This is a genomic window from Paraburkholderia unamae (assembly GCF_003096875.1).
Taxonomy (GTDB): Bacteria; Pseudomonadota; Gammaproteobacteria; order Burkholderiales; family Burkholderiaceae; genus Paraburkholderia; species Paraburkholderia unamae.
On sequence record NZ_QEOB01000020.1, the window covers coordinates 78,899 to 94,250 of the forward strand.

18 protein-coding genes are annotated in these 15,352 nt (G+C 66.6%); all 18 read left to right on the top strand.

The window, feature by feature from the left end; translation table 11 throughout:
• Nucleotides 1-41 precede the first annotated feature (41 nt).
• The 18 genes from thiS to hisH all read left to right on the top strand — a co-directional run bounded on the left by thiS (nucleotide 42) and on the right by hisH (nucleotide 15,342).
• Nucleotides 42-239 carry a sulfur carrier protein ThiS gene (gene thiS / locus C7402_RS33875; RefSeq protein WP_112174853.1) on the top strand — a complete coding sequence of 66 codons (198 nt, stop codon included), beginning with the start codon at nucleotides 42-44 and terminating at the stop codon, nucleotides 237-239.
• 64 nt (nucleotides 240-303) lie between these two features.
• Entirely contained in the window at nucleotides 304-1,119 is an 816-nt protein-coding gene (locus C7402_RS33880) for a thiazole synthase (RefSeq protein WP_116613704.1), read from the top strand.
• The gene (gene thiE / locus C7402_RS33885; RefSeq protein ID WP_116613705.1) at nucleotides 1,116-2,228 is read left to right on the top strand and encodes a thiamine phosphate synthase; all 1,113 of its coding nucleotides are present in this window, start codon (nucleotides 1,116-1,118) and stop codon (nucleotides 2,226-2,228) included. Before C7402_RS33880 ends, thiE begins: the two co-directional genes overlap by 4 nt.
• 171 nt (nucleotides 2,229-2,399) lie before the next feature.
• Nucleotides 2,400-3,221 carry an ABC transporter ATP-binding protein gene (locus C7402_RS33890; protein ID WP_116613706.1) on the top strand — a complete coding sequence of 274 codons (822 nt, stop codon included), beginning with the start codon at nucleotides 2,400-2,402 and terminating at the stop codon, nucleotides 3,219-3,221.
• A complete protein-coding gene (mlaE, locus tag C7402_RS33895; protein ID WP_116613707.1) occupies nucleotides 3,218-3,994 on the top strand; it encodes a lipid asymmetry maintenance ABC transporter permease subunit MlaE in 777 nt (258 codons plus the stop codon). Before C7402_RS33890 ends, mlaE begins: the two co-directional genes overlap by 4 nt.
• Nucleotides 3,995-4,087: 93 nt before the next feature.
• On the top strand, nucleotides 4,088-4,645 hold the full coding sequence (gene mlaD, locus C7402_RS33900; protein WP_112174923.1) for an outer membrane lipid asymmetry maintenance protein MlaD: 558 nt from the start codon (nucleotides 4,088-4,090) through the stop codon (nucleotides 4,643-4,645).
• A gap of 12 nt (nucleotides 4,646-4,657) precedes the next feature.
• A complete protein-coding gene (locus C7402_RS33905) occupies nucleotides 4,658-5,668 on the top strand; it encodes an MlaA family lipoprotein (protein ID WP_112174858.1) in 1,011 nt (336 codons plus the stop codon).
• Between the two features lie 188 nt (nucleotides 5,669-5,856).
• Entirely contained in the window at nucleotides 5,857-6,489 is a 633-nt protein-coding gene (locus C7402_RS33910; RefSeq protein ID WP_116613708.1) for an MlaC/ttg2D family ABC transporter substrate-binding protein, read from the top strand.
• On the top strand, nucleotides 6,486-6,758 hold the full coding sequence (locus C7402_RS33915) for an STAS domain-containing protein (protein ID WP_112174860.1): 273 nt from the start codon (nucleotides 6,486-6,488) through the stop codon (nucleotides 6,756-6,758). The genes C7402_RS33910 and C7402_RS33915 overlap by 4 nt, the downstream gene beginning before the upstream one ends.
• Nucleotides 6,759-7,032: 274 nt before the next feature.
• Nucleotides 7,033-7,959 (top strand): ABC transporter ATP-binding protein, encoded by a 927-nt coding sequence (locus C7402_RS33920; RefSeq protein WP_112174861.1) that lies wholly within the window; start codon nucleotides 7,033-7,035, stop codon nucleotides 7,957-7,959.
• Nucleotides 7,956-8,711 (top strand): ABC transporter permease, encoded by a 756-nt coding sequence (locus C7402_RS33925; RefSeq protein ID WP_112174862.1) that lies wholly within the window; start codon nucleotides 7,956-7,958, stop codon nucleotides 8,709-8,711. Before C7402_RS33920 ends, C7402_RS33925 begins: the two co-directional genes overlap by 4 nt.
• Before the next feature lie 34 nt (nucleotides 8,712-8,745).
• Entirely contained in the window at nucleotides 8,746-8,985 is a 240-nt protein-coding gene (locus tag C7402_RS33930; RefSeq protein ID WP_028213298.1) for a BolA family protein, read from the top strand.
• A gap of 108 nt (nucleotides 8,986-9,093) precedes the next feature.
• Nucleotides 9,094-10,356 (top strand): UDP-N-acetylglucosamine 1-carboxyvinyltransferase, encoded by a 1,263-nt coding sequence (gene murA / locus C7402_RS33935; RefSeq protein WP_116613709.1) that lies wholly within the window; start codon nucleotides 9,094-9,096, stop codon nucleotides 10,354-10,356.
• Nucleotides 10,353-11,051: an ATP phosphoribosyltransferase gene (gene hisG, locus C7402_RS33940; protein WP_112174864.1), complete on the top strand. Its 699-nt coding sequence runs from the start codon at nucleotides 10,353-10,355 to the stop codon at nucleotides 11,049-11,051. The genes murA and hisG overlap by 4 nt, the downstream gene beginning before the upstream one ends.
• 112 nt (nucleotides 11,052-11,163) lie before the next feature.
• Complete coding sequence (hisD, locus tag C7402_RS33945; protein ID WP_112174924.1) at nucleotides 11,164-12,483, top strand: histidinol dehydrogenase; 1,320 nt, start codon at nucleotides 11,164-11,166, stop codon at nucleotides 12,481-12,483.
• A gap of 272 nt (nucleotides 12,484-12,755) precedes the next feature.
• Nucleotides 12,756-13,832 carry a histidinol-phosphate transaminase gene (gene hisC / locus C7402_RS33950; RefSeq protein ID WP_112174925.1) on the top strand — a complete coding sequence of 359 codons (1,077 nt, stop codon included), beginning with the start codon at nucleotides 12,756-12,758 and terminating at the stop codon, nucleotides 13,830-13,832.
• Between the two features lie 55 nt (nucleotides 13,833-13,887).
• The gene (gene hisB / locus C7402_RS33955; RefSeq protein WP_028206573.1) at nucleotides 13,888-14,475 is read left to right on the top strand and encodes an imidazoleglycerol-phosphate dehydratase HisB; all 588 of its coding nucleotides are present in this window, start codon (nucleotides 13,888-13,890) and stop codon (nucleotides 14,473-14,475) included.
• Nucleotides 14,476-14,700: 225 nt separating this feature from the next.
• Nucleotides 14,701-15,342, top strand: a complete 642-nt coding sequence (hisH, locus tag C7402_RS33960) for an imidazole glycerol phosphate synthase subunit HisH (RefSeq protein WP_116613710.1) — start codon at nucleotides 14,701-14,703, stop codon at nucleotides 15,340-15,342.
• Nucleotides 15,343-15,352: the final 10 nt, after the last annotated feature.

Sequence of the window (15,352 nt, forward strand, 5' to 3'; positions counted from 1 at the left end):
GCACCACCCGAATCAAACCGTAGTCTGAGAACGTATTTGCCATGGACATTCATATCAACCAGAAGCCGCTCACGCTGCCCGAGGGTGCGACCGTCGCCGATGCGCTTACCGCGTTCGGCGCGCGTCCGCCGTTCGCCGTGGCCCTGAACGGCGACTTCGTGGCGCGCGCCCAGCACGGCGCGCGCGCGCTCCAGGCGGGCGACCGCCTCGACGTCGTGAGCCCCGTGGCCGGCGGCTGAGCCGCGCGCATTCGTGCGCGCACCGCGCCGCCGCATCCACGACACCGCCCAAGGATTCCACGCCATGACCACCACTCCCACCGCCGACGCGCTCACGCTCTACGGCGAAACCTTCGCGAGCCGCGTGCTGCTCGGCACCTCGCGTTATCCGTCGCTGCAATCGCTCGCCGATTCGATGGCCGCCGCGCGCCCCGGCATGATCACCGTCGCGCTGCGCCGCCAGATGAACGAGGGCACCGCCGAAGCCGGCTTCTTCGACTTGCTCAAGCGCCACGGCGTGCCGCTGCTGCCGAACACGGCCGGCTGCCTCACCGTCAACGAAGCCGTGACGACGGCGCACATGGCGCGCGAAGTCTTCGAAACCGACTGGATCAAGCTCGAACTGATCGGTGACGACTACACGCTGCAACCCGACCCGGTCGGCCTGATCGAAGCCGCCGCGCGGCTCGTGAAGGACGGCTTCAAGGTGCTGCCGTATTGCACCGAGGACCTCGTGATCGGCCGCCGTCTGCTGGACGCAGGCTGCGAGGCGCTCATGCCGTGGGGCGCGCCGATCGGCACCGGCAAGGGCGTGATCAATCCGTACGGCCTGCGCGTGCTGCGCGAGCGCCTGCCCGATGTGCCGCTCATCGTCGATGCGGGTCTGGGCGTGCCCTCCCACGCCTGCCAGGTGATGGAGTGGGGCTTCGACGGTGTGCTGCTCAACACGGCTGTTTCGCAGGCCACGCACCCCGACGCGATGGCGCGCGCGTTCGCGCTGGGCGTCGAGGCGGGCCGCGCCGCGTATCTCGCCGGGCCGATGGCCGAACGCGAGGCGGCGGTGGCGAGCACGCCCGTGGTGGGCATGCCGTTCTGGCACCAGGATGGAGACAAGCGATGACCGAAACACTGCGACTGCAAGACCGCGAGCTGTTCTGGCCGCCCGCCGACAAGCTCACCGAAACGGCCGAGCGCATCCGCGCACGCCTGGGCGACTGGCCGCCCACGCATGCGCCGTGGCGCATCTGTCTCACGCCGCCCGACGCGCCCAACGGCGGCGACCTCATCGTCGTGACCGACGCGGCGCCGCATCTCGCCAGCATCGCGCGCTGGATGACCGAGGGCGCGGGCGTGATCGAAGCCGCGGGCGAGAGCCCGAAGGCGGCCCGTGTCACGCTGCACCTGGGCGGCGAGCGTTACGCGCTCGAAGGCGAACTGGCGGAAGACTGGATTGCCGCGCTGGCGGCGTTTCTCGACTGCGGATTCGATCCGCACGACGCACTCGTGCTCGCGCTGGCCTGGCGCGACGGCGACGAGCAGCAAGCCGACGCCTGGCCCGTGGACTTCAAGCGCTTTCCGCGCGTGCTCGGCCTGCCCGTCGCGCCCGCGCAGCCGTTCGCGCCGTGCCCGGCGAAGCTCGGCCTGTATCCGGTGCTGCCGACGGCGGACTGGGTCGAGCGCGTGCTCGACTACGGCGTGAAGACGGTGCAGTTGCGCAGCAAGCAGCCGAAGTCGGCAGCGCTCACGCAGGAGATCGAGCGTTGTGTCGCGGCGGGCCGCAAGCACGACGCACAGCTTTTCATCAACGATCACTGGCAGGAAGCCGTCGCCGCCGGCGCGTACGGCGTGCATCTCGGCCAGGAAGACCTGCGCGAAGCCGACCTCGGCGCGATCGCGGCGGCGGGCGTGCGCCTGGGCCTGTCCACGCACGGCTACTTCGAGATGCTGACGGCGCTGCATTTCCGCCCGAGCTATCTGGCCTGCGGCGCGGTCTTCGCCACCACGACGAAGACCATGCCCACGGCGCCCCAGGGCCTGGCGCGCCTCGCGCGCTACGTGAAGCTGCTGGACGGCGTCGTGCCGATGGTGGCCATCGGCGGGATCGACGGCAACATCTTGCCCGCGGTGCTCGCCACGGGCGCGGGCAGCGCGGCGGTGGTGCGCGCCGTGACCGAGGCGGCCGACCCGGCTGCCGCCGTTGCTGCATTGCGCAACGCGTTTACGCAATAATGGTCCACCCTGGCCGGGGGGCGCGCCGCGTGCGCGGGCCCCGGGCTTTGGGGGGCCGCAACCCGCAGCAGCGGGCGATTGCGGCTTACATCAATGGGCCAGGGTGCGTCACGGCAGGTTTTCCACGATGGCCCTATAATCCCGCCTTCGTGTAAATGGACTGTCTGCCACGTGCCCTCATCCTCTGAGACCCTGCTGGAGCTGCGCGACGTCGACTTCGGCTACGGCGAGCGCCTCGTCCTGTCCGGCCTGAACATGCGCTTTGGGCGCGGTCAGGTGGTGGCGGTCATGGGCGGTTCCGGTGGCGGAAAAACGACGGTTTTGCGCCTGATCGGCGGCCTCGTGCGCGCGCAGCGCGGCCAGGTGCTGTTCGGCGGCCAGGACGTCGGCGCGCAATCGCGCGAGGGCCTCTACGCCCTGCGCCGCAAGATGGGCATGCTGTTCCAGTTCGGCGCGCTTTTCACCGACATGTCGGTGTTCGAGAACGTCGCCTTCGCCCTGCGCGAGCACACCGATCTGCCCGAAGAGCTGATCCGCGACCTCGTGCTCATGAAGCTCAACGCGGTCGGGCTGCGTGGCGCGCGCGACCTGGCGCCCTCGGAAATCTCGGGCGGCATGGCGCGCCGCGTGGCGCTCGCCCGCGCCATTGCGCTCGACCCCGAGCTGATGATGTACGACGAGCCGTTCGCGGGCCTCGACCCCATTTCGCTCGGCATCACCGCGAACCTCATCCGCACGCTCAACGACGCGCTCGGCGCAACCTCGATCCTCGTCACGCACGATGTGCCGGAATCGTTCGCGATCGCCGACTACGTCTACTTCGTCGCGAACGGCCGCGTGCAGGCGCAAGGCAAGCCCGCCGAGCTGCGCGCCTCGACCGATCCGATCGTGCGCCAGTTCATCGACGGCGCGCCGGACGGCCCGTTCCGTTTTCACTACCCGACGAACGTGCCGCTCGAAGCGGACTTCGGCATTGGCGGAGGACGCTCATGATCGGCGCCATCAGCTCGATCGGGCGCAGCGTGCTCGACTCGATCGCGCGCGCGGGGCACGCCACGCGCTTTTTCGTGCGTCTCGTGCTCGAATTCTTCCCGCTGCTGCGCCGCCCGCGTCTTGTCACGAAGCAGATCCACTTCGTCGGTAATTATTCGCTGTTGATCATCGCGGTGTCGGGCCTGTTCGTGGGCTTCGTGCTCGGCTTGCAGGGGTATTACACGCTCAACCGCTACGGCTCCGAGCAGGCGCTCGGGCTGCTGGTGGCGCTCTCGCTCGTGCGGGAGCTCGGGCCGGTCGTCACGGCGCTCCTGTTCGCAGGCCGCGCGGGCACTTCGCTCACGGCCGAGATCGGGCTCATGAAGGCGGGCGAGCAGCTCACCGCCATGGAGATGATGGCGGTGGACCCCGTGCGCATCGTGGTCGCGCCGCGCATGTGGGCGGGCGTGATCGCCATGCCGATCCTCGCGGCGATCTTCAGCGCGGTCGGCATTCTGGGCGGCTATGTGGTGGGCGTGCTGCTGATCGGCGTGGACGCAGGCGCCTTCTGGTCGCAAATGCAGGGCGGCGTGGACGTCTGGGCGGACGTGGGCAACGGCGTGATGAAGAGCGTCGTGTTCGGTTTCGCTGTGACGTTTACCGCGCTGTACCAGGGTTACGAAGCCAAGCCCACGCCCGAGGGCGTGTCGCGCGCGACCACCAAGACGGTCGTGTACGCGTCGCTTGCGGTGCTCGGCCTCGACTTCCTGCTTACCGCGCTGATGTTCAACTAACAGTTCAGCTAGAAGCGCCGGGCAGTGACCCGGCCCTCTCGCGGCGTGGCGCTCGCGTGAGCGCCGCCGCAACGGATTCTCATTGGGATGACGATGAAAAAGAATGCTCTCGACTTCTGGGTCGGCCTGTTCGTGGTGCTGGGCTTTATCGCGCTGCTGTTCCTTGCGCTGAAGGCCGGCAACATGAGCTCGCTGTCGTTCCAGCCCACCTACCCGGTGAAGCTCAAGTTCGACAATATCGGCGGGCTCAAGCCGCGCGCGCCGGTGAAAAGCGCGGGCGTGACCGTGGGCCGGGTGGCCTCGATCGGCTTCGACTCCAACACCTACCAGGCGCTGGTGACGATCAACCTCGACCAGCAGTACCAGTTCCCGAAGGACACGTCGGCCAAGATCCTGACGTCGGGCCTGCTCGGCGAGCAGTACATCGGTCTCGAGCCGGGCGGCGACTCGGAAATGCTCAAGGCGGGCGACACCATCTCGATGACGCAATCGGCCATCGTGCTCGAAAACCTCATCGGCCAGTTCCTCTATAGCAAGGCGGCCGACTCGGGCGCCGCAAAATCGTCCAGTGGCGCGAACGCCGACTCCGCGCCGGCCGCGCCCGCAGCGGCGCCGGCCCCGGTGGCTTCGGCAGCCCCGGCGGCAAAATAAGGAGAAGTAACAATGACGACCATACGCATGCGCGCCATCACGATCGGGGTCGCGGCGCTCGCACTCGCAGGGTGCTCGACAGTGCAGACGCCCTCGAAGGACGACCCGTGGGAAGGCTTCAATCGCACGGTGTACACGTTCAACGACAAGGTTGACCAGTACGCGCTCAAGCCGGTGGCGCAGGGCTACGTGAAGGTGACGCCGCAGCCCGTGCGCGACAGCGTGACGAACTTCTTTGCGAACATCGGCGACGTCTACAACGCCGCGAACAACTTCCTGCAACTGAAGATCGCCGACGGCGTTTCGGACATCATGCGGATCGTGATCAACACGGTCTTCGGCGTGGGCGGTCTGTTCGACGTCGCGACGCTCGCGAAGCTGCCCAAGCACAATCAGGACTTCGGTCTCACGCTCGGCCACTATGGCGTGCCGGCCGGTCCGTACCTCGTGCTGCCGCTGTTCGGCCCGAGCACGGTGCGTGACGGCGTGGCACTCGTGCCCAACTACTTCATCAATCCGCTCACCTATGTGGACCCGGCTGCGCTGTCGTGGGGCCTCTACGGCCTGAACGTGGTGAGCACGCGCGCGAACCTGCTGGGCGCGAGCGACCTGCTCGAAGGCGCGGCGATCGACCGCTACTCGTTCATTCGTAACGCCTACCTGCAACGCCGCCACTATCTGCTCTCGGACGGCCACGCATCGGACAGCAACCTGCCCGATTACGGCGATGGCGCACCGCTGCCGAAGTACGACGACGTCGACGAAGGCGCGGCAGGTGCGGCCGCGCCCGCATCGGCGGCGGCCGGCGCGGCTGTCCCGGCTTCGGGTGCGGCGCGTGCGGCCGTGCCGGGCGCGGCGAGCATGCCGTCCGCGTATCCCAACGGCGAAGCAACCGCTCCGGCCACGCTGCAAGGCCCCGCCGGCGCCAGCGCACCGGAAGGCGCCTCGCAAACCACCGTGCCCGGCGACCAGATGATTCCGCCCGCGCGCATCGGCTTCCCGGGCATGCTGCGCCTGCATTGAGGTCACGTCCGGTGGGTGTCAGCGCCGCGCCGGCCATGCATTCGGCATCAACGTCCGACATAAATGTCTGACGTAACAAGCAGAAACGCTTGTCGCACTTTGCTGGCAGTTTTTGACATAGCGAGATAGAACTCGCGTGATATCGTTGGCTCCAACGGGGCGTATGTCTCCAACTTGCAGGACTCGATATGAAAAAATTCTTTCTGTACCCGTTTTTCGCCATGTTTCTTTCGTTTGCCGGCGGCGCGTTCGCTCAGACGGTAGACACCAGCAACCCCGACGCCATGGTCAAGACGATCACGACGCAGGTCATGGATCAGATCAAGGGTGACAAGTCGATCCAGGGCGGCGACATCGGCAAGATCACGCAGCTCGTGAACGAAAAGATCCTGCCGTACACCGACTTCCGCCGCACCACGCAGCTCGCGATGGGCCGCAACTGGCGCACCGCCACGCCGGAGCAGCAACAACAGGTCATCGAGCAGTTCAAGACGCTGCTGATCCGCACGTACTCGGGCGCGCTCGCCCAGGTGCGCGACCAGCAGATCCAGTACAAGCCGTTCCGCGCGAATCCGGACGACACCGACGTCGTGGTCCGTTCGACGGTGCTGAACAACGGCCAGCCGATCGAGCTCGACTACCGCCTGTACAAGACGCCGCAAGGCTGGCGCGTGTATGACATCAACGTGCTCGGCGCGTGGCTGATCCAGGCGTACCAGCAGCAGTTCCAGGAAAAGATCCAGCAGGGCGGCGTGGACGGCCTGATCCAGTTCCTCACGCAGCGCAACCAGCAACTCGCATCGGGCAAGGCGACCTCGTGAGCGAGCGCTTCGCCACCGGCGCCAACCTGACCCACGAGAGCGCGAAGGCCGCGCTCTCGGCCGGGTTCGCGCAGATCTCGGCGGGCGCAACCGCCGTGGACTGCGCCGCGCTCACCCAGTTCGATTCGTCGGCGCTCGCCGTGCTGATCGCCTGGCAGCGCGCCGCGCGCGAGCGCGGCACCTCCCTCGCTGTACTCAATCTGCCTCCCGCGCTCGCTTCTCTCGCGCGCGCCTACGGCGTCGATACGCTCCTGCACGAGCGACATTGACGCGCGTCACCTGGCCGAACCTTCGCGTTCGAGCGGCACGCCGCCGCATGACCAGGTCGACGCTCTTCATCCCAGGGCCAGGCCGGGCTTTCCGACTTGGCCTATAATCAACCGTTTTTTGGGCGCTGCCTCGGCGCAAAAGCATCGCTTGGTGGTTAAGAAGCGTGCGCAGAGACAGCCGGGTCGGCTTGTAAGCCGTCCCCAATTCCGGTCTTCCCCGCAGCATTGATGCATTCATGAGCCGCGCCGTTCGCAAACGGGCGGCGTATTAGTCATGCCAGCCATAGAAATCCGCAACGTCAAGAAGCGCTACAAGTCGCTTCAGGCGCTCAAGGGCGTCAGCTTCACGGTCGAAGACGGCGAGTTCTTCGGGCTGCTCGGCCCGAACGGCGCGGGCAAGACGACGCTCATCAGCATACTGGCCGGCCTCGCCCGCGCGGACGAGGGCTCGATCGCCGTGCGCGGCCACGATGTCGTCTCCGACTACCGCAACGCGCGCCGCAACCTGGGCGTCGTGCCGCAGGAACTGGTGTTCGATCCGTTCTTCACCGTGCGCGAAACGCTGCGCATCCAGTCCGGCTACTTCGGTCTGCGCAACAACGACGCGTGGATCGACGAAGTGATGGCCAATCTCGACCTCACCGAGAAAGCCGACGTGAACATGCGCGCGCTGTCGGGCGGCATGAAGCGCCGCGTGCTGGTCGCGCAGGCGCTCGTGCACCGTCCACCCGTGATCGTGCTCGACGAGCCCACCGCCGGCGTGGACGTGGAACTGCGCCAGACGCTCTGGAAGTTCATCGCGCGCCTGAACCGCGAAGGGCACACCATCGTGCTCACCACGCACTATCTCGAAGAAGCCGAGCAACTGTGCGACCGCATCGCCATGCTGCGGCGCGGCGAGATGGTCGCGCTCGAACGCACGAGCACGCTGCTGCAACGCTTTGCGGGCACGCAGCTATTCCTGCGCTTCTCGGAAGGCGTGCTGCCGGGCGAGCTGCGCGCGCTCGAAGTCGATCCGTCGAACGCCAGCGCGCATCAGCATCTGCTGCGCCTGTCGAGCTACGACGAAGTGGAGCGCATTCTCGCGAAATGCCGTGCGAACGGCTGCAAGCTCGAAGAGGTGGAAGTGCGCAAGGCCGATCTGGAAGATGTCTTCGTGCAGGTGATGAACGGTCCTGAAGTGGTCGAGGGTCTCGCATGAGCGGTTTCCGTACGCTGTTCTACAAGGAAGTGCTGCGTTTCTGGAAAGTCGCTTTCCAGACCGTGCTCGCCCCCGTCATCACGGCGCTGCTGTACCTCACGATCTTCGGCCACGCGCTGCGCGGTCACGTGGAGGTGTATCCGGGCGTGGAGTACACGAGCTTCCTGATTCCCGGCCTCGTGATGATGAGCGTGTTGCAGAATGCCTTCGCGAATAGCTCGTCTTCCTTGATCCAGTCGAAGATCACGGGCAATCTCGTATTCGTTCTATTGCCGCCACTCGCCGCATGGGAGATGTTTGGAGCCTACGTGCTCGCCTCGATCGTGCGCGGCCTCGCCGTTGGCGCGGGCGTGTTCGTCGTGACGATCTGGTTCATTCCGATGAGCTTCGCCGCGCCGCTTTACATCATCGCTTTCGCGGTGCTCGGCTCGGCGATCCTCGGCACGCTCGGCCTGATCGCCGGGATCTGGGCGGAGAAGTTCGACCAGCTCGCGGCGTTTCAGAACTTTCTCATCATGCCGCTCACGTTTCTTTCGGGCGTGTTTTACTCGACGCATACGCTGCCGCCCCTGTGGCGCGAGGTGTCGCGGCTCAACCCGTTCTTCTACATGATCGATGGCTTCCGCTATGGGTTTTTCGGCCTGTCCGACATCAACCCGTTCGTGAGCCTGTCGATCGTTTTCGTGTTTTTCGTGGCGCTCGCCACGCTCGCCATGCGTCTGCTCGCGAGCGGGTACAAGCTGCGCCACTGATCACCAGACGCAATATCAGGCAGGAGCCATACTCATGTTGCCGACTCCGGAACAGGTTAAGCAGTACATCTCGGCAGGGCTCGCGTGCGAGCACCTCGAAGTCGAAGGCGATGGCCAGCACTTCTTCGCGACGATCGTTTCCTCAGCATTCGACGGCAAGCGCTTGATCCAGCGCCATCAGCTCGTCTACGCGGCGCTCGGCGAGCGCATGCGCGAGGAAATCCACGCGCTCAGCATGAAGACGCTCACGCCCGCCGAATGGCAGAACGCATAATCTGGAATCTCAGTGCGAATTACCCAGGATAAAGGCGCCGCAGCCAGCGGCGCAGCTCAACTCGAAGCGACCCCGCAAGCCGGCCGCACCGATCAGGAAACCTCAGGCATGGATAAACTCGTCATCGTCGGCGGGCGGAAGCTCGCAGGGGAAGTGGCTGTTTCGGGTGCGAAGAACGCCGCGTTGCCCATTCTCTGCGCCGGCCTTTTGAGCGCGGAACCCGTTCATCTCGATAACGTGCCCGACCTCCAGGACGTGCGCACCACGCTCAAGCTGCTGCGCCAGATGGGCGTGCGCACCGAGCAGGACGGCGCGCGCGTGCAGCTCGACGCCTCGAAGGTGGACAACCTCGTCGCGCCGTATGAACTGGTCAAGACCATGCGGGCCTCGATCCTCGTGCTCGGGCCGCTCGTCGCGCGCTTCGGCGAGGCGAAGGTGTCGCTGCCCGGCGGCTGCGCGATCGGCGCGCGCCCCGTGGATCAGCACATCAAGGGCCTTCAGGCGATGGGCGCCGAGATCAACATCGAGCACGGCTTCATCGAGGCGCGCGCGAAGCGCCTGAAGGGCGCGCGCATCGTCACTGACATGATCACGGTCACCGGCACGGAAAACCTGCTGATGGCAGCCGTCCTCGCCGACGGCGAAACGGTGATCGAGAACGCCGCGCGCGAGCCCGAAGTGGGCGATCTCGCGCACCTGCTCGTCGCGATGGGCGCGAAGATCGAGGGCATCGGCACCGACCGCCTCGTGATTCAAGGCGTGGACAAGCTGCACGGCGCGAAGCACACCGTCATTCCCGACCGTATCGAAGCGGGCACGTTCCTGTGCGCGGTCGCGGCCGCGGGCGGCGACGTCACGCTGCGCCACGTGCGTCCGCACACGCTCGACGCCGTCACCGACAAACTGCGCGAAGCGGGCGTGACGATCGAAGAGGGCGACGACTGGATGCGCGTGCGCATGCAGGAGCGCGCGCGCGCCGTGAACGTGCGCACCTCCGAATACCCGGCGTTCCCGACCGACATGCAGGCGCAGTTCATGGCGCTCAACACGATCGCGGACGGCACCTCGCAAGTGGTCGAAACGATCTTCGAAAACCGCTTCATGCACGTGCAGGAACTGAACCGCCTGGGCGCGCACATCACGATCGACGGCAAGACCGCGCTGGTCGCGGGCGTGGAGAAACTCTCCGGCGCGAAGGTGATGGCAACCGACCTGCGCGCGTCGGCCAGCCTCGTGATCGCGGGCCTGTGCGCCGACGGCGAAACGCTGATCGACCGCATCTATCACCTCGACCGCGGCTACGACCGCATGGAAGAGAAGCTCACGAAGATCGGCGCGAACGTGAAGCGCATCAAGGGGAGCGCGGCATGAGCACGGTCGAGTCCAAGCCCACGCCGGCGGCCGCCGCCGGCGCGCCGCTCACGCTCGCGCTTTCGAAGGGCCGCATCTTCGAAGAGACGATGCCGCTCCTCGCCGCCGCGGGCATTCAGGTGACCGAGGACCCGGAAACCTCGCGCAAGCTGATCCTGCCGACCACGGACCCGAACCTGAGCGTCATCATCGTGCGCGCGACCGACGTGCCCACCTACGTGGAGTACGGCGCGGCCGACTTCGGCGTGGCGGGCAAGGACGTGCTCAACGAGCACGGCGGCGGCGGCCTGTATCAGCCGATCGATCTCGACATCGCGCGCTGCCGCCTTTCGGTGGCAGTGAAGGGCGGTTTCGATTACGCGAATGCGGTGCGCCAGGGCGCACGCCTGCGCGTGGCCACCAAGTACACCGAAGCCGCGCGCCAGCACTTCGCGGCCAAGGGCGTGCACGTCGACCTGATCAAGCTGTACGGCTCGATGGAACTCGCGCCGCTGGTCGGTCTCGCCGACGCGATCGTCGACCTCGTGAGCACGGGCGGCACGCTGCGCGCGAACAATCTGGTCGAGGTCGAGGAGATCATGGAGATCTCGTCGCGCCTCGTCGTGAATCAGGCGGCGCTGAAGCTCAAGCGCGCCGCGCTGCGACCGATCATCGACGCGTTCGAACGCGCGTCGCGCCGCGAGCAGGCAGCGTAAGCGGCAACAGCGGCGGACAATAGCGGCAAACGCTAGCGGCAGACAACCGCAGCGAGCAGCAAAAGCGGGCAGCATGAGCGCGCCCGCACAACCGATACGGATGGATACCAGCATGGCTATCACGATGCGCAAACTCGATTCCAGCGCCGCAGGCTTCAAGAAGGCGCTGCACGCGGTGCTCGCCTTCGAGGCGAGCGAGGACGAGGCCATCGAGCGCTCCGTCGCGCAGATTCTCGCCGACGTGAAGACGCGCGGCGACGCCGCCGTGCTCGACTACACGAACCGCTTCGACCGCCTCACGGCCACGAGCGTCGCGGCGCTCGAACTCCCGTTCGCCGAGCTCGAAGCCGCGCTGGAGAGCCTCGAGCCCAAGCAGCGCGCGGCGCTCGAAGCGGCGGCGGCGCGCGTGCGCGGCTACCACGAGAAGCAGCGCATCGAGTGCGGCTCGCATAGCTGGCAGTACACCGAATCCGACGGCACGGTGCTAGGCCAGAAGGTCACGCCGCTCGACCGCGTGGGCCTGTATGTGCCCGGCGGCAAGGCGGCGTATCCGTCTTCCGTGCTGATGAACGCCATTCCCGCGCGGGTCGCGGGCGTGCGCGAAATCATCATGGTCGTGCCCACGCCCGACGGCGTGAAGAACCCGCTCGTGCTGGCGGCGGCGCTGCTGGGCGGCGTCGATCGCGTGTTCACGATCGGCGGCGCGCAGGCGGTGGCCGCGCTCGCCTACGGCACAGACACGATTCCGGCCGTCGACAAGATCTGCGGGCCGGGCAACGCGTATGTGGCCTCGGCCAAGCGCCGCGTGTTCGGCACGGTCGGCATCGACATGATCGCCGGGCCCTCGGAAATCCTCGTGATCTGCGACGGCACGACCGACCCGCGCTGGGTCGCCATGGATCTCTTCTCGCAGGCCGAGCACGACGAACTGGCTCAGTCGATCCTGCTGTGCCCGGACGAAGGCTTCATCAAGCGCGTGGAAGACGCCATCGGCGAACTGCTGCCCAGCATGCCGCGCGCCGAAGTCATCGCCACGTCGCTCACGAACCGCGGCGCGCTCGTGAAGGTGCGCGACATGGCCGAAGCGTGCGCCATCGCCAACGAGATCGCGCCGGAGCACCTCGAAATCTCGGCGCTGGAGCCGCAGAAGTGGGGCGCCGAAATCCGCCACGCGGGCGCGATCTTCCTTGGCCGCTACACGAGCGAGAGCCTCGGCGACTACTGCGCGGGGCCGAATCACGTGCTGCCTACGTCTCGTACCGCACGTTTTTCGTCGCCGCTCGGCGTCTATGATTTCATCAAGCGATCGAGCCTGATCGAGGTGAGCGCGGAAGGCGCGCAAACGCTCGGCGAGATCGCGGCGGAGCTGGCGTATGGCGAAGGCCTGCAAGCGCACGCGCGCAGCGCCGAATTCCGCATGAAGTCGCTCTGATGCTTCGCTGCGGCGCGCCTCGCCGGCGCGTCGCGCGGCCTGCAACGAGGGGTTGATGAGAGGTTGAACGTCGCCGCCGCGCAGCATGGAGACAGTGTGCAGCGGCAAATCCCCGCGCGCGTGTGCGGGGCGTATCCGGGTGAAGCGCGGTGTGAACCGCAGTGTGAACCGTAGTCCGAGCCACACGCAGCAGAGACCACGACGATAACCAGGGCGGCCGGCTTGCCGAGCAGCCCGTGCTGGCGGTCCGCTCGCGCGCGCCGCCTTTTGACATGACAACACCACAAGACATCATCCGTCGCGACGTGCTCGCGATGACGAGCTACCCGGTGCCCGACGCATCCGGTTTCGTGAAGCTCGACGCCATGGAAAATCCGTTCGCGCTGCCGGCGGATCTCGCGGCGCTGCTGGCCGAGCGCCTCGCGGCGGTCGCGCTCAACCGCTATCCCGCACCGCGCCCCGAGGCGCTGATCGCGAAGCTCAAGAAGGCGATGCATGTGCCGGCCGAGTGCGACGTGCTGCTCGGCAACGGCTCGGACGAAATCATCAGCATGATCACAATGGCGTGCGCGAAGCCGGGCGCCAAGGTGCTCGCGCCGGTGCCGGGCTTCGTCATGTACGCGATGTCGGCGAAGCTCGCGCAGGTGGAGTTCGTCGGCGTGTCGCTGAAGGCCGATTTCACGCTCGATATCGACGCGACGCTCGCGGCCATCGCCGAGCACACGCCCGCCGTGATCTGGCTGGCGTACCCGAACAACCCCACGGGCACGCTGTTCGACGACGCGGACATCGAGCGCGTGATCGCGGCGGCTGCGGCGGTGAAAAGCCTCGTGGTGATCGACGAGGCCTACCAGCCGTTCGCGATGCAAAGCTGGATGCCGCGCGCGGGCGAGTTCGACAATGTGGTCGTGATGCGCACGATGTCCAAGCTCGGGCTCGCGGGCATTCGCCTCGGCTATCTGGCCGGGCGCCCGGCGTGGCTCAACGAATTCGACAAGGTGCGCCCGCCGTACAACGTGAATGTGCTTACCCAGGCGGCGGCCGATCTGCTGCTCGACCACGTCGACGTGCTCGACGCGCAGGCTGCGCAACTGCGTGTCGAACGCACGACGCTGGCCGCCGAAGTGGCGAAGCTGCCGGGCGCGCAGGTGTTCGAAAGCGCGGGCAATTTCCTGCTCGTGCGCGTGCCCGACGCGGCCGCGGTGTTCGATACACTGCTGTCCGCCCGGATCCTGATCAAAAACGTGGGTAAAATGCACCCATTGCTGGCGAATTGCGTACGCCTGACCGTCGGGACCCCCGACGAAAACGCGCAACTGCTCGCTGCCCTGAAGCTCGTGCTCCGTTAAGGCCGATGCTTCGTTCTCCCATTCTCCTGTTACGGGCTGTTTGAAGGAAATTGCCATGCGCGTCGCGCAAGTCGTTCGCAACACCAGCGAAACGCAAATCCGCGTGAAACTCAATCTGGACGGCACCGGCGAGCAAAAGCTCGCGACCGGTGTGCCGTTTCTCGACCACATGCTCGACCAGATCGCACGACACGGTCTGATCGATCTGGATATCGAGGCGCATGGCGACACGCATATCGACGACCACCATACGGTCGAAGACGTCGGCATCACGCTCGGCCAGGCGGTGGCGCAGGCCATCGGCGACAAGAAGGGCATTCGCCGTTACGGCCACGCCTACGTGCCGCTCGACGAAGCGCTCTCGCGCGTCGTGATCGACTTCTCGGGCCGCCCGGGCCTCGAATTCCACGTGCCGTTCACGCGCGCGCGCATCGGCACGTTCGACGTCGACCTGTCGATCGAATTCTTCCGCGGCTTCGTGAACCACGCCGGCGTGACGCTGCACATCGACAACCTGCGCGGCCTGAACGCGCACCATCAGATGGAAACCGTGTTCAAGGCATTCGGCCGCGCGCTGCGCCAGGCCGCCGAACTGGACGAACGTCAGGCGGGCAAGATTCCGTCGACGAAGGGCAGCCTCTGAGCGTTGTCATTGCGCGAGCGCAAGGCGTGCGACCGGGCGTGAACCGGAGCGCGCCGAAGCGGAGGTTCGCATGCGGCATGCGCGCAACGTTGGCCTTTCGGCTTATGGGCTTGCGCACGCTGACTGGCGTACATTGACGGCTTTGAGGGCAGATCAGGGCATGGCGTGGCGCACGCGCGGCACGCACGGCCAAGGGCAGGGCCTGGTGAGCAGGCCGGATTCGAGATGAAAACTTCAATTGCGATTGTGGATTATGGGATGGGCAACCTGCGTTCGGTGGCCCAGGCGCTGAGGCACGCCGCGCCGGAAGCCGACGTGGCCATCGTCGAGCGTCCGGAGGCTATCCGCGCGGCGGACCGCGTGGTGCTGCCGGGGCAGGGCGCGATGCCCGACTGCATGCGCAGCCTGGCCGAGTCGGGCTTGCAGGACGCCGTGCTCGAAGCCTCGCGCACCAAGCCGCTCATGGGCGTATGCGTGGGCGAGCAGATGCTGTTCGACTGGAGCGCCGAAGGCGACACGAAGGGCCTGGGCCTATTGCCCGGCAAGGTCGTGCGCTTCGAGCTGGAAGGCCGGCTTCAGGACGACGGATCGCGCTTCAAGGTCCCGCAAATGGGCTGGAACCGTGTGCGCCAGGCCCGCGCGCACGCCCTCTGGGACGGCGTGCCCGACGAGAGCTTTTTCTACTTCGTGCACAGCTATTACGTGGTGCCGGCGGACGCGTCGCACACCGTGGGCGAAACGCCCTACGGTGCGGCCTTTACCTCGGCAGTGGCGCGGGATAACATCTTCGCCACCCAATTCCACCCGGAAAAGAGCGCCGCGGCGGGCTTGCGCGTCTATCGCAACTTCGTCCACTGGAACCCCTGATTGCCCGGCG